The sequence below is a fragment of the Xanthomonas sp. DAR 35659 genome (assembly GCF_041242975.1).
GTDB classification, from domain to species: domain Bacteria; phylum Pseudomonadota; class Gammaproteobacteria; order Xanthomonadales; family Xanthomonadaceae; genus Xanthomonas_A; species Xanthomonas_A medicagonis.
Genome location: NZ_CP162488.1, coordinates 1,764,402 through 1,791,092, shown reverse-complemented (window position 1 = coordinate 1,791,092; position 26,691 = coordinate 1,764,402). Strand labels below are relative to the sequence as shown.

Here is a 26,691-nt window from a genome sequence, read left to right as displayed (position 1 = left end):
GGCCTAGCGCCAATGCGGCCTGTTAAAATCGCCGTCTTTCCGCCGACCCCGCCGCCCGTGACCACTCCCCAGCCCCCCGCCGCCGCCCCGTTGACCTACCGCGACGCCGGCGTCGACATCGACGCCGGCAATGCCGTCGTCGAACGCATCAAACCCCTGGTCAAGCGCAGTTTCCGCCCGGAAGTGATGGGCGGACTGGGCGGTTTCGGCGCGCTGTTCGACCTGTCCGGCAAGTACCGCGAGCCGGTGCTGGTGTCCGGCACCGACGGCGTCGGCACCAAGCTGAAGCTGGCGCAACAGTTGGGCCGGCACGACAGCATCGGCATCGACCTGGTCGGCATGTGCGTCAACGACGTGCTGGTGCAGGGCGCCGAGCCGCTGTTCTTCCTGGACTACTTCGCCACCGGCAAGCTCGACGTGGAAACCACCGTGGCGGTGGTCGGCGGCATCGCCCGCGGCTGCGAACTGGCCGGTTGCGCGCTGATCGGCGGCGAGACCGCGGAAATGCCCGACATGTACCCGCCGGGCGAGTACGACCTGGCCGGCTTCACCGTCGGCGCGGTGGAGAAGTCGCAGTTGCTCGACGGCGCCAAGGTGCGCCAGGGCGACGTGCTGATCGGCATCGCCTCCTCCGGCCCGCATTCCAACGGCTATTCGCTGATCCGCCGCATCTACGACCGCGCCGGGCGCCCGGCCGAGCTGCGGGTCGGCGGCACCACCCTGGCCGACGCGCTGATGGCGCCGACCGCGTTGTACGTCAAGCCGATCCTGTCGCTGTTGCGCGGCGACCACGCCGACGGCATCCACGCCATGGCGCACATCACCGGCGGCGGCCTGACCGAGAACATCATCCGGGTGATCCCCGACGGGCTGGGCCTGGATATCCGCGCCAGCGCCTGGAGCCTGCCGCCGGTGTTCGCGTGGCTGCAGCGCGAAGGCGCGGTCGCCGACAGCGAGATGTGGCGCACCTTCAACTGCGGCATCGGCTTCGTGCTGGTGGCCGCGCCCGACCAGGTCGCCGCGCTGGAACGCAGCCTGGACACGCTGGGCCTGGCGCACTGGCAGATCGGCGCGGTGGTGGCGGCCGGCGCCGGCGAACGCGTGCACATCGGCTAACGGCGCATGGCGCCGGCCAAGCGCGCCTGGCTGGCGCTGACCCTGGCGGTGTTCGCCGCCAGTTGGGTGCATCCGCTGTGGCCGGCGGAACAGGCGATGCACAGTTCGCTGGCGGTGCTGGGCCTCGGCTGGCTGGTCTGGCACGACCGCCGCTGGCCGCTGCGCACCTCGCATTTCGCCGCGATCTGCGGCTTCATCAGCGTGCACAACGTCGCCGCGCACTGGCTGTACTCCAATGTGCCCTACGACCAATGGCTGCGCGCGCTGAGCGGCTGGTCGCCGAATGCGGCGTTCGGCTGGCAACGCAACCACACCGACCGCCTGATCCATCTGCTGTTCGGGCTGTGCTTCGCGCCGGCGCTGCGCGAGTACGCACGCCAGCGCTGGCCGGCGCTGACCCCGCGGCAGGCCTTCGTGCTGGCGACGATGGCGATCATGTGCGCCAGCCTGCTGTACGAATGGCTGGAATGGGCGATCGCGCTGCTGCTGTCGCCCGAGCAGGCCGAGTCCTACAACGGTCAGCAGGGCGACCCCTGGGACGCGCACATGGACATGCTGCTGGCCACCCTCGGTTGCGCCAGCGCCTGGCCCTGGCGACGCCGCGCACGTCCGCTTCCCTCCTCCCGCTGAGACGCACGATGGCGCTTCCCCCACCCCTTCCCTCCGCCCACACTGCCGGCGCCGATGCGGCGCGTACCGGCGCCGAACTGGACACCCTGGCGATCCTGTACGCCGTGACCGCGGGCGTGCAGATCGTGTTGCTGTTGCTGGTGGCCGGCTTCCTGGCCTACGGCGTGCATGAGGAAGCCCAGCTCAACGCCGTCGGCCAGAGCGCGGAGCAGGCCCAGGCCGGCATGGTGGCGATCGTGATGCTGTCGGTGCTGCTGGGGTTCGGGCTGGTCTCGCTGGCGCTGAAAGTGCTGGCGGCGCGCGCGCTACGCGCGCGCCGCCAACGGCTGCTGTGCAACGCCGTTGCCGTGCTGACCTGCCTGGAGTTTCCGTTGGGCACGGTGCTGGGCATGTGGACCCTGCTGGTGCTGCAGCGCGCGGACGTCCCCGCCCTGTTCCGGAAGGCCTAGCCGATGACGATCCGACTGGCGGTGCTGGTCTCCGGCCGCGGCTCCAACCTGCAGGCGCTGCTCGATGCGATCGCCGCCGGCACCCTGGACGCGCAGGTGACCGGGGTGTTCAGCGACCGTGCGCAGGCGCCGGCGCTGGCCAAAGTGGCGCCGGCGCTGCGCTGGTCGGCCGCGCCGCGCGACTTCCCCGACCGCGCCGCCTTCGATCAAGCGCTGGGCGACGCGGTCGCCGCCGCGCGGCCGGACTGGATCGTCTGCGCCGGCTACATGCGCATCCTCGGCGACGCGTTCGTGCAGCGCTTCGCCGGTCGCCTGCTCAACATCCACCCCTCGCTGCTGCCCAAGTACCGCGGCCTGCACACGCATGCGCAGGCGATCGCCGCCGGCGACGCCGAACACGGCGCCAGCGTGCATTTCGTGGTGCCGGCACTGGATGCCGGCGCGGTGATCGCCCAGGCGCGGGTGCCGGTGCTGGCCGGCGACGGCCCCGACGATCTGGCGCGACGCCTGCTGCCGCGCGAGCACCAGTTGCTGTGCGCCGTGCTGCGCCTGGCCGCGGCGGGGCGCCTGGCTGAACGGGACGAGAGCGCCTGGCTCGACGGTCAGTGCCTGTTTAGTCCGCTGCGCCTAGATTGCCAGGGCATGCTCGTTCCCTGAATCCGCGGCCGCCTCCCTGCTGCGGCACGTTCGCGCCAACCCCTCCTCCCTCGCCGCCGATCCCATGAAGCACGTACCGCGTCAGTTCGCCGTTCTCGCCCTGGCCAGCCTCGGCCTGCTGGCGCCGGCCGCCACCGTGCTGGCGCAGGCGACCGCGCCGGTCACCGCGCCGACTACACCGTCCGCGCCGGCAGCAGAGCAGGCTCCCGCACCTGCCGCCGCGCCCGTCGCCCCTGCGCTTCCGGCCGAGGCCTGGACGCCGCCGCCGCTGCAGCCGTTCGTGGCCACCTACCAAGCCCTGTACAAGGGCCGGGAAGCGGGCGACGCGCGCATGCAGGTCAGCCACAGCGGCGGCGACGAATGGCGCGTGGACCTGGGCGTGCAGGGCCGCAGCGGCTTCGCCAGCATCCTCGGCCTGAACATCGAGCAGAGCACGGTGTTCCGCACCCAGGACGGGCGCTACGTGCCGCAGAGCCAGAGCACGGTGAAGAAGGCGGTGTTCTTCGGCAAGAAGGTCACCGGCGTGTACGACTGGAAACAGGGCGTGGCGCGTTGGGACGGCGATCTGAAGAAGGACCGGCAGCAGCCGATCCCGCTGCAGCCGGGCGACCAGAGCGCGCTGCTGATCAACCTGTCGATCATGCGCGACGCGGTGCCCGGCAAGACCATGACCTACCGCTTCGTCGATGTCGGCCGCGTCCGCGAGCACGTCTACCATGCCGCCGAACAGACCGAGACGGTGCAGGTTGGCGACCTGAGCTACGACGCGCTGCGCGTCTCGCGCACCAACGGCGGCAAGAATGAGACCATCCTGTGGATCGCCAACGGCGTGCCGACGCCGGTGCGGATCCTGCAGCGCGAAGACGGCGAAGACCGCATCGACCTGCGCCTGACCGAATACCAAGGAGTCTGATCCATGACACGCATCGCCCGCCCCCTGTCCGTCCTGGCCGCCGCCCTGCTGGCCGCGACCAGCCTGCCCGCGCTGGCGCTGCAGCCGTTCAAGGCCGACTACCAGGCCAGCTACATGGGCATGCAGGCCAACGGCCTGATGACGCTGACCAGCGAAGGCGGCAGCCGCTGGCGCTACAGCCTGTCGATCAAGAACCAGGTCGCCGACCTGAGCCAGAGCACCGTGTTCGAGGAAAAGGGCGGCCAGTTGCGCCCGCTCAGCAGCGACGACCGCTCGCTGTTCCTGGTCAAGAAGAAGGCGGTCACCGCCAACTACGACTGGAGCACGGCGCAGGCGACCTGGTCCGGCGATATCAAGCCCGACCGCCGCGGCCCGGTGAAGCTGCAGCCCGGCGACATGGACGCGCTGCTGATCAACCTGGCGATCGCGCGCGACGTCAACGCCGGCAAGACCCCCAGCTACCGCATGGTCGACGAGGGCCGCGCCAAGCCGATGACCTACAAGGTCGCCGGCAAGGAAGCGATCACCGTCAACGGCAAGACCGAGCAGGCGACCAAGGTCAGCCGCAGCGACGGCGCCAAGGAAATCATCGCCTGGGTGGTGCCGGACATGCCGGTGCCGGTGCGCATCCTGCAGCGCGAGAACGGCCAGGACGCGCTGGACCTGACCATCAAGTCGTTGCGGTGAAGCCGGGAGTGGGGAATCGGGAATGGGGAATCGCGACAGCGGCTCCCCGTTCGTGATGTTTCCCCATGTAGGAGCGGCTTTAGCCGCGACGGGCTTTACCGGGAACGCCTCGTCGCGGCTAAAGCCGCTCCTACAGGGCGAACCGCATCTGATTTGATTGCGGCGAAAGCAGGTTGTCAGAGGCGCCCTGAAGCCGCTCCCACGACAGCGCCGTCGTGCTGCGGAGACGGACGCTGCCCGGGCAGCGCCCTGTCCCACGCCGTTACTTCTTCTCCGCTGGCGCGGCCTTGAAGGTGGTGCGGCAGTCCACCCGGATCTGCGCGCCGGTGCTGCGCCAGTAGAAGGTGCTGCACTGGCGCGGGCCGTCCTGGGTGCGGCGCACGCCCACCGCGTAGAACGCCTGCGCGATCTCGCCGCGGCTGACCTGGCCGTCGCCGTTCCAATCCATGTCACGCTCCTCGATGCCCTGGGTGATGGCGATGCCCGCGTACCAGGCATACCCGACCCAGGCCAGCACCAGGACCACGACCGCCAGCAGCACCTTGCGCCGGCGGCTGAAGCGGCCGCTGAGGATCATGCGATGCGCCGGATGGACGCGCCCAGCGCCCCCAGCTTCTCCTCGATGTTCTCGTACCCCCGGTCCAGGTGGTAGATGCGGTCGATGGTGGTGTCGCCCTCGGCGACCAGTCCGGCCAGGATCAGCGAGGCCGAGGCGCGCAGGTCGGTGGCCATCACCGGCGCGCCGCTGAGCCGCTCGCTGCCGCGCACGATCGCGGTGTGGCCTTCGACCTGGATGTCCGCGCCCAGCCGCAGCAGTTCGTTGACGTGCATGAAACGGTTCTCGAAGATCGTCTCGTTGATCACGCCGACGCCGTCGGCCACGCAGTTGAGCGCCATGAACTGCGCCTGCATGTCGGTGGGGAACGCCGGATACGGCGCGGTGGTCAGGCTGACCGCGCGCGGGCGCTTGCCGTGCATGTCCAGGCGGATCCAGTCCGGGCCGGTCTCGATCGTGGCGCCGGCCTCGGCCAGCTTGTCCAGCACCGCGTCGAGCGTGTCGGCGCGGGCGCGGCGCACGGTCACGCTGCCGCCGGTCATCGCCGCGGCGACCAGGAAGGTGCCGGTCTCGATGCGGTCCGGCAGCACCGCGTGGCGGCCGCCGGACAGGCGCTCCACGCCCTGCACCACGATGCGCGAGGTGCCGGCGCCTTCGATCTTCGCGCCCAGCGCGATCAGGCAGTCGGCCAGGTCGGTGACCTCCGGCTCCATCGCCGCGTTCTCCAGCACGGTGGTGCCGTCGGCCAGCACCGCGGCCATCAGCACGTTCTCGGTGCCGGTGACGCTGACCATGTCGAACACGTAGCGGCCGCCCTTGAGCCGGCCGTTGCTGGTCGCCTTGATGTAGCCGTTCTCGACGCTGATCTCCGCGCCCAACGCCTGCAGGCCCTTGATGTGCTGGTCCACCGGCCGCGAGCCGATCGCGCAGCCGCCGGGCAGCGACACTTCGGCCGCGCCGAACTTGGCCAGCAGCGGACCCAGCACCAGGATCGAGGCGCGCATGGTGCGCACCAGTTCGTAGGGCGCCACGTGCTGGTCGACCTTGCGCGGATCGACGGTGATCGCGCTGCCGCGCGCCAGCGTGCCTTCGTCGATGGTGACCTCGGCGCCCAGTTCGCCGAGCAGCTTCACCGTGGTGATCACGTCGTGCAGTTGCGGCACGTTGGTGATCTCCACCGGCGCGTCGGCCAGCAGGGTCGCGCACAGGATCGGCAGCACCGCGTTCTTGGCGCCGGAAATGTTCACTTCACCGTGCAGCGCGTTGCCGCCGGTCACTACGATTTTGGCCATGGGTCTTCGGGGGAGTGGAATCGAATGGAAAAGAGGCGGCTCAGCCGGCCTGGTCGGGGGTCAGCGTGGTCAGCGCCAGCGCGTGGATCGCCCCGCCCATCAGATCGCCCAGCGTGGCGTAGACCATGCGGTGACGGGCCAGCGGCAGCTTGCCGGCGAAGGCGTCGCTGACCACGGTGGCCTCGAAGTGCACGCCGTCGTCGCCCTGCACCTGCACGCGCGCGCCAGGCAGGCCGGCCTCGATCAGTTTACGGATGGTTTCGGCGTCCACCGGGCTTTCCTAATAAAATGATCGGCCATTCTACCCTCCGAGCGGCATCCGCATGGCTGTATCGCCCCTGTCCCCCGATGCGCTCGACGCCGCCGCCCTGATCGCCAGCGGCCGCCGCGTGGTCGCGATCGAGCAGGCCGCGCTGGGCGCGGTCGGCGCGCGCATCGGCGCCGAGTTCGCCGCCGCCTGCCGGCTGATCCTGGGCTCGCGCGGGCGCGTGGTCGCCACCGGCATGGGCAAGTCCGGGCACGTGGCGCGCAAGATCGCCGCCACCCTCGCCTCCACCGGCACCCCGGCGTTCTACGTGCACCCGGGCGAGGCCGGGCACGGCGACCTGGGCATGATCACCGATGCCGACGTGGTCCTGGCGCTGTCGTACTCGGGCGAGTCCGACGAGATCCTCATGCTGCTGCCGGTGCTCAAGCGCCAGGGCAACGCGGTGATCGCGATGACCGGCCGCGCGCAGTCCACGCTGGCGCGCGAGGCCGACCTGCACCTGGACGTCAGCGTGCCGGCCGAGGCCTGCCCGCTGGACCTGGCGCCGACCTCTAGCACCACCGCCTCGCTGGCCTTAGGCGACGCGCTGGCGGTGGCGCTGCTGGACGCGCGCGGCTTCACCGCCGACGACTTCGCCCGCTCGCACCCGGCCGGCAGCCTCGGCCGCCGCCTGCTGCTGCACATCACCGACGTGATGCACGGCGGCGACGAGCTGCCGCGGGTGCGCGAGGACGCCAGCCTCAGCGAGGCGCTGGTGGAAATGAGCCGCAAGCGCCTGGGCATGACCGCGGTGGTCGACGCCGACGGACGCCTGCTCGGCCTGTTCACCGACGGCGACCTGCGCCGCACCCTGGACAGCGCGCTGGACGTGCGCCAGACCCGCATCGCCGACGTGATGACCCGGCAGCCGCGCACCATCGGCGCCGACCAGCTCGCCGCGGAGGCCGCGCGGCTGATGGAGACCCACAAGATCAACGGCCTGATCGTGGTCGATGGCGAGGGCCGCGCGGTCGGCGCGCTCAACATTCACGACCTGTTGCGCGCCAGAGTGGTTTAACAGCCTGAACCCGTTCACCGCCTGCCGGCGCCCGCGCCGCAGGTCCTGGCCCGCTGGAAAGCGGACCTCCCCGCCCCGATATCGAGCACATGCCCTACTCCCCGCTGGCCGACCTCCCCGCCGACCTGATCGACCGCGCCGCCCGGATCCGCCTGGCGTGCTTCGACGTGGACGGCACGCTGACCGACGGCCGCCTGTACTACGACCGCGACGGCAACGAGAGCAAGGCGTTCAACGTGCTCGACGGCCAGGGCTTGGTGCAGTTGCGCCGGCACGGCATCGACGTGGCGCTGATCACCGCGCGGCCCAGCCTGGCCGCGGAGAAGCGCGGCCAGGAACTGGGCCTGCTGGTGCAGATCGGGGTCAAGGACAAGCGCGCCGGGGTGCAGGCGCTGTGCGACGAGCGCGGCCTGGGCCTGGAGCAGGTCTGCTTCATGGGCGACGACCTGCCCGACCTGGCACCGCTGCGCGTGGTCGGGCTGGCGGTGGCCCCGGCCAACGCGCATCCGTGGACCGCCGAACACGTGCACTGGACCACCCGCGCGCGCGGCGGCGAAGGCGCGGCGCGCGAACTGTGCGACGTGCTGCTGGCCGCGCAGGGCCATGTCCCGGCCCTGCTGCAGGAGCACGGCGCATGAGCTGGCGCACCTGGCTCGGCGGCCTGCTGCTAGTGGCGGCGCTGGTCAGCGGCTGGTCGGCCTGGCACCAGCGCAGCAAGCGCGCGCCGACGTCCGATGCGGAGGCGCGCTCGGACTACATCGCCCACGACTTCGAGATCGTCACCCTGGACAAGCAGGGCAAGGAGTCGATGACCCTGCGCGCGCCGCAGATGGAGCGCAGCCGCGCCGACCAGACCATGGCGATCGAGACCCCGCTGTTCCTGCTGCCCGACGCCAACGGCCAGCACTGGGAAATGCGCAGCAAGACCGGCTGGGTCAGCGCCGACGGCGGCGAGTTGCGCCTGCGCGGCGACGTCGCCGGCGACAGCCCCAAGGTCCCCAGCATCCCGCCCACCACCTTCCGCACCCAGAGCCTGGACGTCTTCCCGAAGACCAGCACCGCGCGCACCGCCGAGCAGGTCACCATGACCCGCCCCGGTATGATGCAGACCGGCGTCGGCTTCGAGGTCGACTTGAAGTCCCGGCAGTACAAGCTCCTTTCACAGGTCAAGACCCGCTATGAACCCAACGCTGCCCGCTAAGCTCGCGCTGCTCGCCCTGCTGCTGCCGACCCTGGCGCTGGCCAAGTCGACCGACCGCAACCAGCCGATGACGATCGACTCCGCCGCCCAGAGCGGCAACATGCTCGACGACAACGGCAAGATCCGGTATTCGGGCAACGTGGTCATCGTGCAAGGCACGCTGGAGATCCACGCCGACACCGCCGACCTGTTCCGGGTCAACGGCGAGATCGACCGGGTGGTGCTCAACGGCAAGCAGGCGACGCTGAAGCAACAGTTGGACGACGGCTCGCCGATGGATGCGGTGGCCGACAACATCGACTACAAGGTCGGCACCGACACCGTGGTGCTGACCGGCAACTACCGCATGACCTCGCCCAAGGGCACCAATGCCGGCCAGCGCATGGTCTACAACACCAAGACCGGCGACATGCAGGGCGGCGGCGACGGCACCCGTGTGCGCACCGTGATCCAGCCGAAGAACCCGACCCCGGCCGGCGCGCCTGCAGCCGGCGCCAAGCCGGCTGCAGGCAAGCCCGCGGCCGCCAAGCCCGCCGCGACCGCGCCCGCGACGACCACCCCGGCCAAGCCCAAGCAAGGGGGCCAGTGATGCTGCTCGCCGAGGGCCTGCGCAAGCGCTACAAGCAGCGCGAGGTGGTGCGCGAGTTCGGCCTGACCCTGGAGGCGGGCGAAGTGGTCGGCCTGCTCGGCCCCAACGGCGCCGGCAAGACCACCTGCTTCTACATGATCGTCGGCCTGGTCGAGGCCGATGCCGGACGCATCGTGCTCGACGGCAACGACATCACCGCGCTGCCGATGTACAAGCGCGCCAAGCTCGGCGTCGGCTACCTGCCGCAGGAGCCGTCGGTGTTCCGCAAGCTCAGCGTGGCCGACAACATCCGCCTGGTGCTGGAACTGCGCGAGGACCTGGACGCGGCCGGCCAGGAACGCGAACTGGCCTCGCTGCTGGACGAACTGCAGATCGGCCACGTCGCCGAGCAGCTCGGCGCCAGCCTGTCCGGCGGCGAACGCCGCCGCTGCGAAATCGCGCGCGCGCTGGCGGCCAAGCCGCGGCTGATGCTGCTCGACGAACCCTTCGCCGGCGTCGATCCGATCTCGGTCGGCGAGATCCAGCGCATCGTCACCCACCTCAAGCAACGCGGCATCGGCGTGCTCATCACCGACCACAACGTGCGCGAAACCTTGGGAATCTGCGACCGGGCGTATATCCTCAACGAGGGCAGCGTGCTGGCGCAGGGGGCACCGGAAGCGCTGCTGGCCAACAGCGACGTGCGCCGCGTCTACCTCGGGGAAACCTTCAGGCTGTGACCGCGCGGGCGTCCGCATACGCCCCTTCCCGTCCGGTACAGGCATGAAAGCACGGCTGCAGACATCGCTGGGACAGCATTTGGTCATGACGCCGCAACTGCGTCAGGCGATCAAGCTGTTGCAGATGTCCAGCGCCGAGCTGGACGTGGAGATCGCCGAGGCGGTGGAGAGCAATCCGCTGCTGGAATGGGCCGAGGATGCGGCGCCCCCGCTCGATGTGGCCGGCGCCGGCAGCGCCGAAGGCGAGGCCGAGGTCGCGCCGCCGGCCGGCGATACGCTGGACAACGCGCCGCAGCACGACGGCGACGACTGGTCCGAGGCCGAGCCGGCCTGGAGCGGCGGCAGCGGCGGCTCCTTCGACGACGACGAGGACATGGGCAGCGCCGCCGAACGCGTCGCCGAGCCCGACACCCTGATCGACCACCTGCTGTGGCAACTGCACCTGTCGCACCTGTCGCCACGCGACCGCAGCATCGGCGCGGCGCTGATCGACGCGCTCGACGACGACGGCTACCTGCGCGAACCGCTGGCCACCATCGCCGAGACGCTGCGCCCGGACATCGTCGCCGACGAAGAGGAGATCGGCACGGTCCTGCACCAGATCCAGCGCTTCGATCCGGTCGGCATCGCCGCGCGCAGCCTGGGCGAATGCCTGAACCTGCAACTGGACGTGCTGCCCGAGGACACTCCGGGCCTGGAGCTGGCGCGGATCATCGCCAACGGCCCGCTGGAGAAGCTGCCGCGCAGCGGCATCGCCGGCATCGCCCACGACCTCAAGCGCCCGGCCTCGGCGGTGGAGACCGCGGTGACCCTGCTGCGCTCGCTGGACCCGCGCCCCGGCAAGCAGATCGGCGAACTGGGCGCGGACACCTACGTGGTGCCGGACTGCGTGATCTGGCGCCAGCGCGGCGTCTGGCACGCGGCGCTGGCCGGCCACGCACGGCCCAAAGTCACCATCCACCGCGGCTACGAGCGGCTGATCCGCCAGTGCGGGGAAAGCGACGCCGGCTACCTGCGCGGCCAGTTGCAGGAGGCGCGCTGGCTGCTGAAGAGCCTGGAGGCGCGCGGCGAGACCCTGCTCAGGGTCACCCGCTGCCTGCTGCGCCAACAGGCCGGCTTCCTCGAATTCGGCGAACAGGCCTTGCGCCCGCTGACCCTGCGCGAGATCGCCGGCGAACTGGGCCTGCACGAGAGCACCATCTCGCGCGCCATCGCCCGCAAGTACGTGCGCACCCCGCGCGGCACCATCCCGCTGCGCGCCTTCTTCGCCTCCGGCATCGACACCGATAGCGGCGGCGAGGCCTCCAGCACCGCCATTCAGGCGATGATCCGGCGCCTGATCGACGCGGAGAACCCGCGCAAGCCGCTTTCTGACGCCAAGCTGGCCGATCTGCTGAAGAACGCCGGCGTGCCGGTGGCGCGCCGCACCGTGGCGAAGTATCGTGAGGCCATGAACATTTCCGCCTCCCACGAACGCGTCCGCATCGGCTGAGCGTCGGCGGCAGTGGCGGCAATGGTTCATAGGTGAATCACGAACCAAGGAGTATCCGATGCGTATCGAGACCTACGGCCAGCAGATCGAAGTCACCCCCGCCCTGCGCGAGTACGTGGAGACCAAGCTGCAACGGCTGAAGCGGCACTACGAGGAAACCATCGAGGTCCGCGCCCAACTGGCGCTGCGCAAGCCCGATCACCACGTCGAGGCCACCGTCAATGTTCCCGGCCGCACCCTGCACGCCGATGCCAGCGCGCAGACCATGTACGCGGCGATCGACCTGCTCGCCGACAAGCTCGACCGGCTGATCATCAAGCACAAGGAAAAGAAACAGGACCACCACGCGGCCGAGGTGCGCGACAATATCGTGTGATCCCGCACACGTTGGCTTCGCCATGCCCTTGACCGATCTGATGGCGGCCGTCCGCACCCAGGTGCTGCCGGCCGTCGATCGCGACACCCTGTTGCGTACCGCCGCCGGCCTGCTGGCCTGCCCGCAGGCCGGTTTCGACGAACTCCTCGCCAGCCTGCGCGAACGCGAGCAGCTCGGCAGCACCGCCATCGGCCATGGCATCGCCATCCCGCACGGCCGCGCCCCGCACCTGGATGCCCCCCGCGGCGCGCTGCTGCGGCTGGACCACCCCATCGACTTCGACGGCCACGGCGCGCAGGTGGACCTGGTGTTCGCGATGGCCGTGCCCGCGCACTACACCCACCAACACCTGATGCTGTTGTCGGAACTGGCCGAACAGTTCTCCGACGAGGGCTTCCGCGAGGCGCTGCGCCACGCGCCCGATGCCGCCGCGCTGCACGCGCTGCTCGGCGGCGCGCCACCACGGGCCACCGCCGCATGAACACCAGCATCACCGCGCGCGAACTGTTCGACCAGCAACGCGACCGGCTCGGCCTGCGCTGGCTGGCCGGGCAGAAGGGCGAGCATCGCGAGCTGGAAGCCGGCAACGCGGTGTCGCGGCGCCCGTCGCTGGCCGGCTATCTCAATACGATCTATCCGAACAAGGTGCAGATCCTCGGGACCGAGGAACTGTCCTGGCTGGATTCGCTGGACGCGCGCCAACGCTGGGAGACCATCGAGAAGATCGTGCGGGTGCGGCCGCTGGCGCTGGTGGTCACCAAGAACCAATCCTGCCCGGAAGACCTGCGCGCGGCCGCCGACGACGCCGACACGCCGTTGTGGGTCTCGCCCAAGCGCGGCCACGAACTGCTCAACCACCTCTCCTACCATCTGGCGCGCACGCTGGCGCCGCGGGTGATCCTGCATGGCGTGTTCATGGAGATCTACTCGATCGGCGTGCTGATCACCGGCGAGGCCGGCTCCGGCAAGAGCGAGCTGGCGCTGGAGCTGCTCAGCCGCGGCCATCGCCTGGTCGCCGACGACGCGCCGGAATTCACCCAGATCGCCCCGGACGTGCTCGACGGCACCTGCCCGGAACTGCTGCAGGACCTACTGGAAGTGCGCGGCCTGGGCGTGCTCAACGTGCGCGACATGTTCGGCGACACGGCTGTAAAGAAGAACAAGTATCTTCGCCTGATCGTGCACCTGACCCGGCCCATGACCGAACCGAACCCGCATGGCTACGAGCGCCTGACCGGCGACTCGGGCACCCGCCACGTGCTCGACCTGGATGTGCCGCTGATCACCCTGCCGGTGATGCCCGGCCGCAACCTGGCGGTGCTGACCGAGGCCGCCACGCGCCTGCACATCCTGCGCACCAAGGGCATCGACCCGGCGGCGATGTTCATCGCCCGCCACAGCAACCTGCTCGAGCGGCGCAGCCCATGAACGCGGTGGCGAACACCTCCACCCTGGTGATCGTCAGCGGCCTGTCCGGCTCCGGCAAATCGGTGGCGCTGAAGACCTTCGAGGACCTGGACTACTACTGCGTCGACAACCTGCCGGTGGAACTGCTGCCGGCCTTCGTCAAGAGCCTGGTGCGCGAGGATGCCGGCCCCGGCAAGCTCGCGGTGGGCATCGACGTGCGCAGCCGCCACAGCGACCTGACCCAGTTGCCGCGCTGGCGCGAGGCGGTGGCCCAGTTCGGGCTGGATGCGCGGCTGCTGTTCTTCGACGCCAACGACGAGGCGCTGATCAAGCGCTATGCCGACACCCGGCGCCGGCATCCGCTGTCGCATCTGGGCCTGTCGCTGCCGGAAGCGATCGAACGCGAGCGCGCGCTCACCGAGCCGCTGCGCCGCGCGGCCGACGCGGTGATCGACACCAGCGCGCTCAACGTGCATCAGTTGCGGCGGCGGGTGACCACCGAATTCGCGCTGACCAATGAGAACAGCCTGTCGCTGCTGTTCGAATCCTTCGCCTACCGGCGCGGCGTGCCGGCCGAGGCCGACTTCGTGTTCGACGCGCGGGTGCTGCCCAACCCGCACTGGGACCCGGAACTGCGCCCGCTCACCGGCCGCGACAGCGGCGTGCGCGACTACCTGGACGCGCAGCCGGACGTGCAGCGCTACACCGCGCAACTGATCGACTTCCTCGACACCTGGCTGCCGCGGTTACGCAACGACACCCGCAGCTACGTCACCATCGCCTTCGGCTGCACCGGCGGCAAGCACCGCTCGGTGTACCTGGCCGAACGCCTGGCGCGGCATGCGCGCGAACAGGGCTGGCCGGAAGTGGCGACGTTCCATCGCGAGCAGGATTGATCGAAGGCCGGGAGTGGGGAGTCGGGAGTGGGGATTCGCAACAGCGGCGCCCGATTCCGTAGACGATCGACGCGAGGTTCGCGCAATCGAAATCCCGGGCTTTTTGTAGGAGCGGCTTCAGCCGCGACAGGGCGGGTGGAACGGTCGCCACGCCAGCCGCTCCCATAGCAACACGCGAAACTCGACACCGCGCGCGGACTCCCCCAATCCCGACTCCCCAATCCCAAATCCCGGCCCCCCAGCCATTCCCTGCGCCCAGCCCGACCTGTTAACGTTCACCCATGGCCTGTGGCATTCTCCTGATTACCCACCCCGATATCGGCTCCGCGCTGCTGCGCGTGGCCACCGGATTGCTGCGGCAATTGCCGCTGAAGACCGAAGCGTTCGAAGTCCCGCTGGATGCCGACCTGGACGCGCTGCTGCCGCAGGCGTCGGCCGCGTTGCGGCGGGTCGACGGCGGCGACGGCGTGCTGGTCGTCACCGATCTGTACGGCGCCAGCCCGAGCAATCTGGCGGGCAAGCTGGCGCGCCTGGGCACGCCGGTCCGGCGTGTGTCCGCGCTGAGCCTGCCGATGCTGCTGCGGATCATGAACTACCCCGAACAGGGCCTGGACCAGTTGCCCGCGACAGCGGCGGCGGGGTCGCGCAACGGCGTGGTGATCGACGATGCTTGAGCGCGAACTCATGGTGTCCAACCGCCTGGGCCTGCATGCGCGCGCGACCGCGAAGCTGGTGCAGACGCTGTCCTCGTTCCGCTGCAACGCCACGCTGGCGGCGAAGGGCCGCGAGGTCAACGCCAAGAGCATCATGGGCGTGATGCTGCTGGCCGCCGCGCAGGGCACGCCGGTGACGGTGCGGGTGGACGGCGCCGACGAGGCCGACGCGCTCCAGGCCGTGGTCGACCTGTTCGAGCGGCGCTTCGACGAGGACAGCTGAGCATGCGGCGCTGGCCGACGCGCGCAGCCACGCCGTCGCGCCGTCGCGGGCGCGCGCGGTGAGCCTGCGCATCGCCGGCCATGCCGCGTCGCGCGGCAACGCGCTGGGCCGCGCGCGGGTCCGCCTGCCGCATGCGCTGGAGGTGGCCGAGCAACGCATCGGTGCGGCGCAGATTCCCGAAGAGCTCGAACGCCTGCACCGCGCGGTCGACGCCGCGCGCGCGGAGATGCACGGCCTGCGCCAGCGCCTGCACGGCGCCCTGGCCAAGGAGGTCGGCGAATTCCTCGACCTGCATGCGCTGCTGCTCGACGACCCGGAACTGCTGCACGGCCTGGACGAACTGATCCGCACCGGCCGCTACAGCGCCGACTACGCGCTGCGCCTGCAACGCGACCGGCTGGCGACCGTGTTCGAGGACATGGAAGACGCCTACCTGAAAAGCCGCATGGACGACCTGGACCATGTGATCGGGCGCATCCACGCGTTCCTGCAGAAGCGCCAGCCGGACAGCGAAGGCCTGGCCGGCGAGATCCTGGTGTGCGAGAACGTGGCACCGTCCGAACTGGCGCAACTGCAGGCGCAGGGCGTGGTCGGCATCGTCACCAGCGCCGGCAGCACGCTCTCGCACAGCGCGATCCTGGCGCGCAGTCTGCACCTCCCCTTGGTGGTGGGCGTCGCCGATGCGCTGCAGAAGATCAACGACGGCGATGTGCTGATCGTGGACGGCGTGCAGGGCGCGGTGATCGTCGAGCCCACCCCCGACGACCTGCGCGACTACCGCGCCCGCGTGCGCGAGCAGGCCAAGCTGCAGCGCGGCCTCGGCAAGCTGCGCTCCAAGCCCAGCCGCACCCGCGACGGCGTGGACATCGTGCTGCTGGCCAATGCCGAGTCGCGCGAGGACGTGGCGCGCGCGCATGCGCTCGGCGCCGACGGCCTGGGCCTGTACCGCACCGAATTCCTGTTCCTGCAGCGCGACGCCCTGCCCGACGAGGAGGAACAGTTCCGCACCTACCGCGACGCGGTGCTGGGCATGAGCGGGCGGCCGGTGACGATCCGCACCCTGGACCTGGGCGCGGACAAGGCCGACCGCACCGGCCTGACCATGAGCAACGAACAGAACCCGGCATTGGGCTTGCGCGGCGTGCGCCTGTCGCTGGCCCGGCCCAAGGTCTCCGACACGCAGTTGCGCGCGCTGCTGCGCGCCTCCGGCTACGGGCCGGTGCGGGTGCTGCTGCCGATGATCAGCACGCGCGAGGAGATCATGGCGATGCGCCGGCACCTCAAGCGCACCGCCGCGCAGTTGCGCCGCGAGGGCCATGCGATCGCCGAGCAGGTGCAGGTCGGCGCGATGATCGAGGTGCCGGCGGCGGCGATCGCGTTGGACACCTTCATCGACGCCGTCGACTTCCTGTCGATCGGCACCAACGACCTGGTGCAGTACCTGCTCGCCGCCGACCGCAACAACGATGCGCTGGCCGAGCTGTATTCGCCGCTGCATCCGGCGGTACTGCGGCTGATCGCGCAGGTGATCGCCACCGGCCAGGCGCATGGCAAGCCGGTGGCGGTGTGCGGCGAGATCGCCGGCGACCCGGCGCTGACGCCGATGCTGCTGGCGCTGGGCCTGCGCGAGTTCAGCCTGCACCCGGCGACGATGCTGGAAGTGCGCCGGATGATCCGCGACAGCGACCTGCAGGCGCTGCGCCTGCGCGGCGCCAAGCTGCTGCAGGCGCGCGACCGCAAGGGCATCGAGCGGTGGCTTGCATGCGCCGCCATTAATCAAAGACATAATTAAGATTAAACTTTCTTTCTTAATAAGCAAAAAATTACGATCTCCAGGATCACCCCAATGAATTCACGCCACAATTTACTAGCAACACTTGTATTGTACGCATCTCCATTATTTGCATTCGCACAAACGGCGCGTTACATCCACACGGACGCACTGGGCTCAATTGCGGCCATTTCAGATAAAGACCGGAATATCGTGGAACGCCGCGATTATTAACCATTTGGCTCAACTCTCAATTCATGGCAACTTGATGGACCTGGCTATACCGGCCATGTCGAAGATGCGATCACTGGACTGACATACATGGAGCAGCGATACTATGACTCCGGAACAGGTAGATTTTTGTCGACCGATCCAATAATGACCCAACAAAATGGCACCAGCTTCAATAGATACGCCTATGCGGGGAATAACCCCTACTCAGCAATCGATCCGGACGGACGCTATGTCTGCAAGGGAAGCAAAGAACTCTGCACAGGGGTAAGAAATGCGCTCCGCTCAATCAAAAAATCTGCTCGAGCGCAGACCGGTACGCGCATCAAAGATGCTCGATCCTCTGCTGTCGCCAATTTCTATGGAAAGGAAGGCCTAGACAATGGCGTTATCGTAAATAATACAAACATAGAAGCGTATGGAAAAGCAGAAACAATAGACTCAACCACCACCGTCTCATTCAACATGTCAGCAATCAAAAGCATGAGTGATCGCAATACAAGCGCACAAAGCATTTTAGATGCGACTGCACTTCACGAGGGATCGCATGGAGTCGATCAACGTGAGCGACTGAAAAGGGGGATTGATCCAATGACCAACAGTCGCAAGGAACTACTCAGAGGCGAGTACCGAGCATATAGAGCAGAAGCTGCTTATCATGAGGCCTTGCAGACCAGGTCACCATGGGGCTTTTGGGAACCAGGTACAGGACGAAACGAAAGCGAAATCAGCGAGCAAGCAAAAGCCAGCGTAGAAACAACCTGTAATCTTGGAAAGTGCGCGCCATGAAGAATACGGCACTAGCCTGCCTATTGATAGCCACCACTTCACATCAAGCGAACGCACAAATTTGCCAAGGCTCTAATTCAGACGTCGCAGTCCATCAACTGATCGAGCATCCATCCTGGAACCAGGAATTCATTGTAGCAGGCTGCTATCTTGGAACCAGACACGGAACCTCCATCCAGGACTGCAAAGCTCGACCTGGATCTGGCTTGTGGATTGAATTTGTAGAAAACCTGAAAACCGCTCCTGCAGTCGTCAGTTTTCGGAAATCGGCATTCCGACAACCGCTTCATAGAGAGAGCAAGCCACTCCCTATTCGGGCGAAAGGCTTGCTTGTCAAACGAGATACCTATGTACCAGGCGGAACAGTACTCCTGATCACTGAGATTCTTTGCTTCGCACCTCTTCCGGAAGATAAAGGAAGAGACACTGCACTACAGATGGAACAACCGATCTGAATCAACCCAACTTAGCCTGAATCAATCCCGTTTAGACTTCTTTCAGAAAACTGAGTCATAACTTGAAGCCCGCAAACTCTGATTTCAAGTGCCGTTCCACTGCATGGCGCAGACACATCAGTCCAATGCAAGGCAGGGAAAGCCTGCCCTGTCGGTCTCGCCACAAAACACATAGCCACCCAAGACGTGGCGAAATGGCCCGCATCTCTCACTCGCGAAATCCTGACGCCAGTCAAGTCAGCCAACGGACGCTGTGCTTCCCGCAACATGCAAGCGATAATGTCGCGATGAACATCTGACCGACCGCGTGTCTCCGGAGCGCGGCCTCACCTCAAGGGAGCAGCGCATGGCCGACGCCGTCCGCCACGACAAGACCGCGCGGCAGCTGCGCATGCTGTCCGATGCGCTGGACAGCGGGCGCCTGGGCCCGGTGCGGCGGCTGGTCAACACGCTGGCGCCGGCCGAGATCGGCAACCTGCTGGAGTCGCTGCCGCCCGGCAAGCGCGAGGTGGTGTGGGGGCTGGTCGATCCGGAGGACGACGGCGAGGTGCTGCTGCACGTCGGCGAGGAAGTGCGCGAGAGCCTGCTCGCGGACATGGACCCGGACGAAATCGTCGCCGCGGTCGAAGATCTGGACATCGACGACCTCGCCAACCTGGTCGAGGATCTGCCCGACACGGTCATCGACGAAGTCCTCAAGTCGATGGACCGCGAGAACCGCGAGCGCCTGGAGCAGGTGCTGTCCTATCCCGAGGATAGCGCCGGGCGCCTGATGAATCCGGACGTGGTCACCGTGCGCGCCGACGTCAATGTCGACGTGGTGCTGCGCTACCTGCGCCTGCGCGGCGAGTTGCCCGACCACACCGACCACCTGTTCGTGGTCAGTCGCCGCCACCAGTACCTGGGCCGGGTGTCGCTGGCGTCGCTAGTCACCCACGAGGACTCCACCCCGATCAACCGGCTGATCGACGACGAACAGCCGGCCATCGACGTGGGCGAAGGCGCCGACGAGGTCGCGCGCCAGTTCTCCGACCACGACTGGATCTCCGCGCCGGTGGTGGACGACAACAACATCCTGCTCGGCCGCATCACCATCGACGACGTGGTCGACATCATCCGCGACCAGGCCGAGCACCAGGCGTTCAGCGCCGCCGGCCTGGACGAGGACGAGGACATGTTCAGCCCGGTGCGGCGCGCGTTCCGGCGCCGCCTGCTGTGGCTGACCATCAACCTCGGCACCGCCTTCATCGCCTCCAGCGTGGTCAGCCAGTTCGAGGGCACCATCTCCAAGCTAGTGGCGCTGGCGGCGCTGATGCCGATCGTGGCCGGCATGGGCGGCAACGCCGGCACCCAGGTGCTGGCACTGATGGTGCGCGGCCTGGCGCTGGGTCAGATCGGCGCCTCCAACTTCACCGTGCTGCTGCGCAAGGAGCTGGCGGTGGCGCTGATCAACGGCCTGGCGCTGGGCATCGGCCTGGGCCTGATCGTGCTGCTGTGGTTCCACCAGCCGCTGCTGTCGCTGGTGATCGGCTCGGCGCTGACCATCAACCTGCTCACCGCCGCGCTGGGCGGCGTGCTGGTGCCGCTGACGCTCAAGCGCCTGGGCTTCGATCCAGCGCTGGCCGGCGGGGTGATCCTGACCACGCTGACCGACGTGATGGGCTTCCTGAGCTTCCTCGGCCTGGCCACGCTGGTGCTGCTGTAAGGACGCGTCGGTGCGGCGGGCGCGGTTCCCGCCGACCCACCACGCGCGGCCACAACGGCCATCCTCACGCACCCGGCGCCGCCATCCGCTGCTTGCACGGCAGGTACGCCGCGCCAGCCGACGCCTCGCCCGCCGGCTGACTGGCGCATGTCCGTCGCCCCTGCCCGGGTTGTCGGGGAGACGCCCAGGCCACGATACTGCGGCCTTCCCATCCGAGGGCCGGCCATGTCGATGCGTTCGTTGCTGCTTCTGCTGTGCCTGTCGATGGTCGGATGCAGCAGCTTGCCCAGCGACCCGGCCACCGGCCACTTCGTCAGCCGCCAGCTCACCCTCGACGGGCGCGTCTACCGCTACCAGGTCTTCGTGCCGGCTCCGGCGCAGCGCCAGGGGCCGCTGCCGGTGGTGCTGTTCCTGCATGGGTCGGGCGAGCGCGGCAGCGACGGCAAGCAGCAGGCCGATTCAGGTCTCGGCCCCTACCTACGCCGCCACCTGGCCGATTTCCCGGCGCTGGTGGTGATGCCGCAGGTACCGGACGAGCAGGAATGGAATGGAGTCAACGCGACCATGGCGCTGCAGGCGCTGGACGCGGCCAGCGCCGAATTCAACGGCGATCCGCAGCGCACCTATCTGACCGGCATGTCGATGGGCGGCTACGGCACCTGGGAGATCGCCCTGCAGCAACCGCAGCGTTTCGCCGCGCTGGTGCCGGTGTGCGGCGCGATCCTGTCCCCGCACGAGGACCGCGAATACCTGGTGGTCACCCCGGTGGCGACCCTGGCCGATCCCTACACCGCGCTGGCCGAACGCCTGCGGCGGATTCCGGTCTGGATCTTCCACGGCGCGCAGGACGACGTGGTGCTGCCGCACGACGACCGCAAGATCTATCGCGCGTTCAAGAACCTCGACGCCGACGTGCGCTACACCGAGTACCCGCAAGGCAACCACAATGCCTGGGACGCCACCTACCGCGACCCGAAGATGTGGCAGTGGCTGTTCGCGCAGAAGCGCAGCGACACGGACACGGAGACCGCCGCCGGCAACTGAGCCACCGGCGCGGCGCACGCGGCCGCCAAGCGTCGCGACCGGCGGCGCACGGCCAGGTCGCGATCCGGTCGCGGACGCCCCGATGACGCTTCGGCCATGGCAGGGCGGTGCGCTGGCTGCGCATCGACGCGCATGTGTAACCCGGCGGCAGCATGCCGCGGGCACCGCTGTCGACGGCATGATGCCAACGAGGACGGCAGCAGCCGCTGGGCGATGCGACTTGCGCGATGGACGCGCGGCAAACCGGCGCGGCACGCCTTCGCACTGCGCGGCGCTGACGGCGCGACGCACTTGACAAGCCGCAGGGTGCCGCGGCGATGATGCGCCACGCCATCGCGTCGGGAGGACGCATGCACGGCACGCAAGGACGGACACGCAGGACACGCTGGGCATGGCGGTTCGCCATCGCGGCGCTGCTGGCCAGCGGCGCGCACACCGCGCCGGCACAGGTCAGCACCCACTTGAACACGGAGGCGGCACCGCGGCCCGGCGCCGAGTACCGCAAGGAACTGGGCGCGCTGCAAGCGCGCCTGGACGCGCTCGACGACGCCGATATCGCGCTGCTGGACCGCGTCGTCGCCTATTGCCGCGGCCAGCAACGCCCCGGCCTGCGCGCGGTCAGCGTCGCCGACGTGCGCGAATATGAAGCGTTTCTCGCTGCGCACGCCGATGGCCAGCCCACCGAGTGGATCGACATCAGCTGCGCCCAGGCGCTGCAGATGCGCGGCTACGCGGCCGCGGCGCGGCAGCAATGGCCACAGGCGCTGGACTGGCTGGACCAGGCGGTGGCGATCGGGCCATACCTGGCGCCGGCCTACATCGAGCGCGGCTACGTCCTGCGCGGCATGCAGCGGCTGGACGAGGCGCTATCCAGCTACCGGCAGGCGTTGGCGTTGAGCGAAACCTTTCCGAAGGCGCGCCCGGCGCAGGCGATGGCGTTGCGCGGCATCGGCGTGGTCTTGATCGACCTGCAGGACCTGGACGGCGCCCGCGCGAGCCTGAAGCGCTCCCTTGAAGTCGAACCGGGCAATGCCGTCGCGCTGAACGAACTGGAGTACCTCGACCGCCTGCAATCGGCGCGCGAGTGACCGCGGCTACAGGGCACCTCTAATCGCTTCGGAAAGCGTCCTGTAGGAGCGGCATCAGCCGCGACAGGCTTTACCGGGAACGCCTCGTCGCGGCTAAAGCCGCTCCTACAGGGCAAACCGCATCTGACTTGATTGTGGCGAAAGCGGGCTGTCGGAGGTGCCCTGCAGGCGCAGATCGAGGAAGCCTCGTCAGACTGCGCCCGCGAGACGCCGCAGGAGCGCCGGCCAAACTGGGCGGCCGCATGGCGGTGCTCAATCGTCTTCTTCCTGCTTCCACGCTGTGCCCCGCGATCGGCGCGACGCGCTCGCACAGGCGCTACGCTCTCGGCGAGGCCGCGCGTACACCTGTATCGGCAAAACCCGTAAAGTCCGCGGTTTCTTGCGAAGGCCGAGCATGGCGACCCTTCCCTCCTTTCCCCAGGCCGCATTCGTCGAACGGCTGCGCAGCCTCGACCCGACGGTGGCGCTGCGCACCGATGCCGCGATCCCGCCGCTGCTGGTCGCCACCTCGGATCCGGCGGCGCCATGGCGGCTCAGCGACACCGGGCACTGGCTGCTGCAGTTGCTGCTGGCCCGGCAGGCACTGCTGCAGGCCACGCACGCGACCACGCTGTCGGCCGATGCGCTGCGCCGCGACCAGAAGTTCGCGCCGCCGGGACGGCCGCCGCTGCACCTGGTGCAGTTGCGCCAGCAGCAGGCCGCGGCGCAGCAGGCGTTGCGGCGCGCGAAGCAGGAACTCGCCCAGGCAGCGGTGGGCTTCGCGCGCAGCGCGGGGCTTTCGCCGCCGGGCAAGCAAGGGCTGAGCGACTTTTTGCTGGACTGGATCGAGCGCAACGTCGTGTAGCGGGGATTGGGGATTGGGGATTGGGGATTGGCGGTTGGCGGTTGGCGGTTGGCGGTTGGCGGTCGGCGGTCGGCGGTCGGCGGTCGGCGACCAGAGAAGAGCGTGCAACCCCGACACCCGCCGTGTTGCACGCAGGCCTCGTCCCTGCTTTCACGCCGGCCGATCCAGATTCGGCGCCGCCTGTCCCGGTGCCGAACCGCGGCTCTCCACCCGCTGAACGATCGCGCCGCCGTGCGAGTCGGCGACGACCGGCTTGTTATCCTTGCCGGCCGATTTTTCCCGCCCGCGCCCGCCAATCGCCGCCATGCCCTTCCTTTCCCACGCGCCCGCCGCGGACCGCACTCCCCTCCTCCGCCGTCGCCGCCAACGGCGCGGTGCGCCCTGCCCGAGCGTGGCGGCGGCCTGGCCATGCTGAGCGGACACGCGGCGAACCTCGCCACCTGGAGCATCTGCGCGCTGGCCACCGCCGGCGTGATCGCGCGGCCGTTCAAGCTGCCGGAGGCGTTGTGGGCGGTGCTCGGCGCCGCGCTGCTGATGCTGCTCGGGCTGATGCCCGGCGCCGACGCCTGGCATGCGGTACTGAAGGGCTACGACGTCTATCTGTTCCTGATCGGGATGATGCTGCTGTCGGAAACCGCGCGCGCCGAAGGCCTGTTCGACTGGGTGGCGATGCACGCGGTGAACCTGGCCAAGGGCTCGCCGCGGCGCCTGTTCGCGCTGGTGTTCGGCGTCGGCATCGTGGTCACCGCGTTCCTGTCCAACGACGCCACCGCGGTGGTGCTGACCCCGGCGGTGTACGCCGCCGCGCGCAAGGCCGGGGCCAAGCCGCTGCCGCTGCTGTTCGCCTGCGCGCTGATCGCCAACGCCGCCAGCTTCGTGCTGCCGATCTCCAACCCCGCCAACCTGGTGCTGTACGGCGGCACCATGCCGACGCTGGGCGCCTGGATGGCCGCGTTCGCACTGCCGTCGCTGCTGGCGATCGGCGTCACCTTCGGCATGCTGTACTGGGCCGAGCGCAAGGACCTGCGCGGGCGCTGCGCCGACCGCGTGGACACGGTGCCGCTCGGCCGCGGCGGCGCGTTCGCGCTGGCCGGGATCCTGGCCACCGCGGCGCTGCTGGTCGGCGTCTCGGCGCTGGGCCTGGAACTGGGTTTGCCCACCTGCCTGGCCGGCCTGGCCACGCTGGCCGCGGTCTGCCTGGGCGGGCGGCAATCGCCGCTGCCGCTGGCGCGGGCGGTCTCGTGGGCGGTGCTGCCGCTGGTAGCCGGGCTGTTCGTGCTGGTGGAAGCGCTGTCGCGCACCGGAGTGATCGGCCTGCTCGCGCGCACCCTGGCCGACGCCGCCGCGCACTCGCCGCAGGCCACCGCCGGCATCGCCGGCACGCTGCTGGCGTTCGCCTCCAACCTGATGAACAACCTGCCGGCCGGCTTGATCGCCAGCACCACCATCGCCCAGGCGCACCCGCCGCAACTGGTGGTCGATGCGTTGCTGATCGGCGTGGACCTGGGGCCGAACCTGTCGATCACCGGCTCGCTGGCGACCATCCTGTGGCTGACCGCGATCCGCCGCGAAGGCGAGGACGTGGGTTTCTGGCGCTTCCTGAAAGTCGGCGCGCTGGTGATGCCACCGGCGCTGCTGTGCGCGCTGGGCGCGCGGTTGCTGCTGGGCTGAGGGCCGCCGCTCTTCTGTAGGAGCGGCTTCAGCCGCGACGAACGCAAGCCCATTGCTCTCCGTTCCCGCAAAAACGCAGCGCACCTCAAGCCGTCCGCGCAGTGGCCGGCATCCTGTCGCGGCTGAAGCCGCTCCTACAGGGAGGCGCGGCTGCCCTACCGCGTGCGCAGCCGCCTCGCCACGCCGCTGATCAGCGCGATCGCGGCGGTCAGCGCGGCCATCGACAGGAATTGCGCGCGGGTGGCGGGCGAGGCCACCAGCAGGCCGAAGATCAGCGCCAGGATCGCCAGCGCCAGCAGGGTCAGCACCGGAAAGCCACGCATGCGGAACGGCAGGCGGATACCAGCGCGGTCGGCGCGCCGGCGCAGGATCAACTGCGACAGCAGCGAGATGGTCCACACCAGCAGGCAGGTGGCGCCGACGATGTTCAGCAGCACCGGCAGCACCCGATTCGGGTAGAGCAGTTCCAGCACCGCGGCGACGAAGCCGAACAGCACGCTCGCCAGCACCGCCAGCAGCGGCACCTGGCGGCCGTTGGTGGCGGCCAGCGCGCGCGGCGCCTCGCCGCGCTGCGCCAGCGAGAAGATCATCCGCGAGGCACCGTACAGATTCGCGTTGAGCGCCGACAGCAGCGCGATCACCGCGATCAGGGTGATGCCGGTGGCCGCGCCGGGAATCCGCGCCGCCTGCAGCACCGCGGCGAACGGCGAACTCAGCGCCTCGCTCTGCCACGGCACCACCGCGATGATCACGCTCAGCGAGCCGATGTAGAACACCAGGATGCGCCAGGCCACGGTGCGGATCGCGCGGGCGATGCTGCGCTCCGGATCGGCGGTCTCGGCCGCGGCCACCGCCACGATCTCGGTGCCGCCGAAGGCGAACACCACCACCAGCAGCGCCGCGCCGATGCCGGCCAATCCCTTCGGCGCGAAGCCGCCGTTGCCGGTGACGTTGGACCAACCGGGCGACGCCACGTTCGGCAGCCAGCCGGCCAGCAGCGCCACGCCGACCAGGATGAAGGCGAGGATCGCCACCACCTTGAGGATCGCGAACCAGAATTCGAACTCGCCGAAATTGCGCACGCCCAGCAGGTTGATCGCGGTGAACGCGGCCATGAACACCACCGCGACCAGCGGCACCGGCAACGCCGGCCAGACCGTGGCCAGCAGACCGGCCGCGCCCACCGCCTCGGCGGCGATCACGATCACCAATTGCAGCCACCACAGCCAGCCCACCGTGGCCCCGGCGGTGGCGCCCATCGCATCGGCCGCGTACACCGAGAACGCGCCACTGGCCGGCTTGGCCGCGGCCATCTCGCCCAACGCGTTCATCACGATGATCACCAAGGCGCCTGCGACCAGATAGGAGATCAGCACCGCCGGTCCGGCGGCGTGCACGCCCACGCCCGAGCCCAGGAACAGGCCGGCGCCGATCGCGCTGCCCAGGCCCATCATGATCAGCTGCCGCGGCTTCAGCGCGTGGCTCAGCGCGGGCGTGGCGGAAGTGGCGGCGGAACCGGAAGACGTGGACGGATGCGGCATCGGGCTGGTCGCTGAAAGGAATCCGGACACGATACCGCGTCGCGGTCGCGGCGTGCTCGCCCAGGCCCGAACGCGGCGATCGGGCCGGCGCTCTGGCCTGGCGGCACGCGCCCGCCGCGCGTGCCGCGGGCGCGGCCTCGCAAGGATGCGCACGGCCGCACCTCCCCACGAAACCAGTGACACGCGTCGGCGCGACGCCACCGTTCGGACGGCATGGCGGCCGTGGCGCTGCACGCGGTCGCGTTTCCCATCCGCACGCCGTACGCGGCACGTGGTCCGCCGGCTGCGCAGCGAGGTACGGAGATACAAAA

The 26,691-nt window shown here is 69.1% G+C and carries 29 protein-coding genes and 1 pseudogene; 25 read left to right on the top strand and 5 right to left on the bottom strand.

The genetic code is table 11. The annotated features are described in order from the left end of the window. The first annotated feature begins 90 nt into the window (after nucleotides 1-90). The 6 genes from purM (at nucleotide 91) to AB3X07_RS07555 (ending at nucleotide 4,452) form a co-directional block, all read left to right on the top strand. A complete protein-coding gene (gene purM, locus AB3X07_RS07580; RefSeq protein ID WP_369944688.1) occupies nucleotides 91-1,116 on the top strand; it encodes a phosphoribosylformylglycinamidine cyclo-ligase in 1,026 nt (341 codons plus the stop codon). Nucleotides 1,117-1,122: 6 nt separating this feature from the next. Beyond that, nucleotides 1,123-1,746, top strand: coding sequence for a DUF2238 domain-containing protein (locus tag AB3X07_RS07575; protein WP_369943815.1), 624 nt, complete (start codon nucleotides 1,123-1,125; stop codon nucleotides 1,744-1,746). Between the two features lie 8 nt (nucleotides 1,747-1,754). Further along, nucleotides 1,755-2,195, top strand: a complete 441-nt coding sequence (locus AB3X07_RS07570; protein ID WP_369943814.1) for a hypothetical protein — start codon at nucleotides 1,755-1,757, stop codon at nucleotides 2,193-2,195. A gap of 3 nt (nucleotides 2,196-2,198) precedes the next feature. Continuing rightward, nucleotides 2,199-2,852 carry a phosphoribosylglycinamide formyltransferase gene (purN, locus tag AB3X07_RS07565; RefSeq protein ID WP_369943813.1) on the top strand — a complete coding sequence of 218 codons (654 nt, stop codon included), beginning with the start codon at nucleotides 2,199-2,201 and terminating at the stop codon, nucleotides 2,850-2,852. A gap of 64 nt (nucleotides 2,853-2,916) precedes the next feature. Continuing rightward, entirely contained in the window at nucleotides 2,917-3,765 is an 849-nt protein-coding gene (locus AB3X07_RS07560) for a DUF3108 domain-containing protein (protein WP_369943812.1), read from the top strand. A gap of 3 nt (nucleotides 3,766-3,768) precedes the next feature. Then, the gene (locus AB3X07_RS07555; protein WP_369943811.1) at nucleotides 3,769-4,452 is read left to right on the top strand and encodes a DUF3108 domain-containing protein; all 684 of its coding nucleotides are present in this window, start codon (nucleotides 3,769-3,771) and stop codon (nucleotides 4,450-4,452) included. Between the two features lie 262 nt (nucleotides 4,453-4,714). Here the strand turns inward: AB3X07_RS07555 and AB3X07_RS07550 are convergent, their stop codons facing one another. Genes AB3X07_RS07550 through AB3X07_RS07540 form a run of 3 tightly spaced genes read right to left on the bottom strand, consistent with a single transcriptional unit; the run spans nucleotide 4,715 to nucleotide 6,571 of the window. Then, on the bottom strand, nucleotides 4,715-5,029 hold the full coding sequence (locus AB3X07_RS07550) for an EF-hand domain-containing protein (RefSeq protein WP_369943810.1): 315 nt from the start codon (nucleotides 5,027-5,029) through the stop codon (nucleotides 4,715-4,717). Continuing rightward, the gene (gene murA / locus AB3X07_RS07545) at nucleotides 5,026-6,300 is read right to left on the bottom strand and encodes a UDP-N-acetylglucosamine 1-carboxyvinyltransferase (protein ID WP_369943809.1); all 1,275 of its coding nucleotides are present in this window, start codon (nucleotides 6,298-6,300) and stop codon (nucleotides 5,026-5,028) included. The genes AB3X07_RS07550 and murA overlap by 4 nt, the downstream gene beginning before the upstream one ends. A gap of 40 nt (nucleotides 6,301-6,340) precedes the next feature. Next, the gene (locus AB3X07_RS07540) at nucleotides 6,341-6,571 is read right to left on the bottom strand and encodes a BolA family protein (protein WP_369943808.1); all 231 of its coding nucleotides are present in this window, start codon (nucleotides 6,569-6,571) and stop codon (nucleotides 6,341-6,343) included. Nucleotides 6,572-6,623: 52 nt separating this feature from the next. Between AB3X07_RS07540 and AB3X07_RS07535 the strand changes: the two genes are divergently transcribed. The 18 genes and pseudogenes from AB3X07_RS07535 to AB3X07_RS07450 all read left to right on the top strand — a co-directional run bounded on the left by AB3X07_RS07535 (nucleotide 6,624) and on the right by AB3X07_RS07450 (nucleotide 23,168). Continuing rightward, entirely contained in the window at nucleotides 6,624-7,625 is a 1,002-nt protein-coding gene (locus tag AB3X07_RS07535; RefSeq protein ID WP_369943807.1) for a KpsF/GutQ family sugar-phosphate isomerase, read from the top strand. A gap of 89 nt (nucleotides 7,626-7,714) precedes the next feature. Beyond that, complete coding sequence (locus AB3X07_RS07530) at nucleotides 7,715-8,263, top strand: KdsC family phosphatase (RefSeq protein WP_369943806.1); 549 nt, start codon at nucleotides 7,715-7,717, stop codon at nucleotides 8,261-8,263. After that, a complete protein-coding gene (lptC, locus tag AB3X07_RS07525; RefSeq protein ID WP_369943805.1) occupies nucleotides 8,260-8,826 on the top strand; it encodes an LPS export ABC transporter periplasmic protein LptC in 567 nt (188 codons plus the stop codon). The genes AB3X07_RS07530 and lptC overlap by 4 nt, the downstream gene beginning before the upstream one ends. Then, entirely contained in the window at nucleotides 8,804-9,415 is a 612-nt protein-coding gene (lptA, locus tag AB3X07_RS07520) for a lipopolysaccharide transport periplasmic protein LptA (RefSeq protein WP_369943804.1), read from the top strand. Before lptC ends, lptA begins: the two co-directional genes overlap by 23 nt. Beyond that, on the top strand, nucleotides 9,415-10,134 hold the full coding sequence (gene lptB, locus AB3X07_RS07515; protein ID WP_369944687.1) for an LPS export ABC transporter ATP-binding protein: 720 nt from the start codon (nucleotides 9,415-9,417) through the stop codon (nucleotides 10,132-10,134). Before lptA ends, lptB begins: the two co-directional genes overlap by 1 nt. A gap of 43 nt (nucleotides 10,135-10,177) precedes the next feature. Further along, nucleotides 10,178-11,626, top strand: a complete 1,449-nt coding sequence (locus AB3X07_RS07510) for an RNA polymerase factor sigma-54 (protein WP_369943803.1) — start codon at nucleotides 10,178-10,180, stop codon at nucleotides 11,624-11,626. A 58-nt stretch (nucleotides 11,627-11,684) separates the two neighbouring features. Continuing rightward, complete coding sequence (hpf, locus tag AB3X07_RS07505) at nucleotides 11,685-12,002, top strand: ribosome hibernation-promoting factor, HPF/YfiA family (protein ID WP_003478125.1); 318 nt, start codon at nucleotides 11,685-11,687, stop codon at nucleotides 12,000-12,002. A 22-nt stretch (nucleotides 12,003-12,024) separates the two neighbouring features. Then, nucleotides 12,025-12,483: a PTS sugar transporter subunit IIA gene (locus AB3X07_RS07500; RefSeq protein ID WP_369943802.1), complete on the top strand. Its 459-nt coding sequence runs from the start codon at nucleotides 12,025-12,027 to the stop codon at nucleotides 12,481-12,483. Then, the gene (hprK, locus tag AB3X07_RS07495; RefSeq protein WP_369943801.1) at nucleotides 12,480-13,430 is read left to right on the top strand and encodes an HPr(Ser) kinase/phosphatase; all 951 of its coding nucleotides are present in this window, start codon (nucleotides 12,480-12,482) and stop codon (nucleotides 13,428-13,430) included. The genes AB3X07_RS07500 and hprK overlap by 4 nt, the downstream gene beginning before the upstream one ends. Then, complete coding sequence (gene rapZ, locus AB3X07_RS07490) at nucleotides 13,427-14,305, top strand: RNase adapter RapZ (RefSeq protein WP_369943800.1); 879 nt, start codon at nucleotides 13,427-13,429, stop codon at nucleotides 14,303-14,305. The genes hprK and rapZ overlap by 4 nt, the downstream gene beginning before the upstream one ends. Before the next feature lie 281 nt (nucleotides 14,306-14,586). After that, on the top strand, nucleotides 14,587-14,979 hold the full coding sequence (locus AB3X07_RS07485; RefSeq protein ID WP_369943799.1) for a PTS sugar transporter subunit IIA: 393 nt from the start codon (nucleotides 14,587-14,589) through the stop codon (nucleotides 14,977-14,979). Next, the gene (locus tag AB3X07_RS07480; RefSeq protein ID WP_369943798.1) at nucleotides 14,972-15,241 is read left to right on the top strand and encodes an HPr family phosphocarrier protein; all 270 of its coding nucleotides are present in this window, start codon (nucleotides 14,972-14,974) and stop codon (nucleotides 15,239-15,241) included. The genes AB3X07_RS07485 and AB3X07_RS07480 overlap by 8 nt, the downstream gene beginning before the upstream one ends. Nucleotides 15,242-15,299: 58 nt before the next feature. Beyond that, a complete protein-coding gene (gene ptsP / locus AB3X07_RS07475) occupies nucleotides 15,300-17,033 on the top strand; it encodes a phosphoenolpyruvate--protein phosphotransferase (RefSeq protein WP_369943797.1) in 1,734 nt (577 codons plus the stop codon). Nucleotides 17,034-17,306: 273 nt separating this feature from the next. Continuing rightward, nucleotides 17,307-18,032 (top strand): annotated as a pseudogene (locus AB3X07_RS07470) (RHS repeat-associated core domain-containing protein); the annotation flags it as partial. A gap of 801 nt (nucleotides 18,033-18,833) precedes the next feature. Then, nucleotides 18,834-20,192: a magnesium transporter gene (gene mgtE / locus AB3X07_RS07465; RefSeq protein WP_369943796.1), complete on the top strand. Its 1,359-nt coding sequence runs from the start codon at nucleotides 18,834-18,836 to the stop codon at nucleotides 20,190-20,192. 225 nt (nucleotides 20,193-20,417) lie between these two features. Beyond that, the gene (locus AB3X07_RS07460; protein ID WP_369943795.1) at nucleotides 20,418-21,236 is read left to right on the top strand and encodes a prolyl oligopeptidase family serine peptidase; all 819 of its coding nucleotides are present in this window, start codon (nucleotides 20,418-20,420) and stop codon (nucleotides 21,234-21,236) included. Between the two features lie 350 nt (nucleotides 21,237-21,586). Then, entirely contained in the window at nucleotides 21,587-22,324 is a 738-nt protein-coding gene (locus tag AB3X07_RS07455) for a tetratricopeptide repeat protein (protein WP_369943794.1), read from the top strand. A 394-nt stretch (nucleotides 22,325-22,718) separates the two neighbouring features. Then, nucleotides 22,719-23,168, top strand: a complete 450-nt coding sequence (locus tag AB3X07_RS07450; RefSeq protein WP_369943793.1) for a hypothetical protein — start codon at nucleotides 22,719-22,721, stop codon at nucleotides 23,166-23,168. A gap of 150 nt (nucleotides 23,169-23,318) precedes the next feature. Here the strand turns inward: AB3X07_RS07450 and AB3X07_RS07445 are convergent, their stop codons facing one another. Then, nucleotides 23,319-23,474 carry a hypothetical protein gene (locus AB3X07_RS07445; RefSeq protein ID WP_369943792.1) on the bottom strand — a complete coding sequence of 52 codons (156 nt, stop codon included), beginning with the start codon at nucleotides 23,472-23,474 and terminating at the stop codon, nucleotides 23,319-23,321. Nucleotides 23,475-23,576: 102 nt separating this feature from the next. Here AB3X07_RS07445 and AB3X07_RS07440 point away from each other — a divergent pair, with 102 nt between their 5' ends. Next, nucleotides 23,577-24,839 (top strand): arsenic transporter, encoded by a 1,263-nt coding sequence (locus AB3X07_RS07440; RefSeq protein WP_369943791.1) that lies wholly within the window; start codon nucleotides 23,577-23,579, stop codon nucleotides 24,837-24,839. Between the two features lie 155 nt (nucleotides 24,840-24,994). Here the strand turns inward: AB3X07_RS07440 and AB3X07_RS07435 are convergent, their stop codons facing one another. Continuing rightward, nucleotides 24,995-26,380, bottom strand: a complete 1,386-nt coding sequence (locus AB3X07_RS07435) for an amino acid permease (RefSeq protein ID WP_369943790.1) — start codon at nucleotides 26,378-26,380, stop codon at nucleotides 24,995-24,997. Nucleotides 26,381-26,691: the final 311 nt, after the last annotated feature.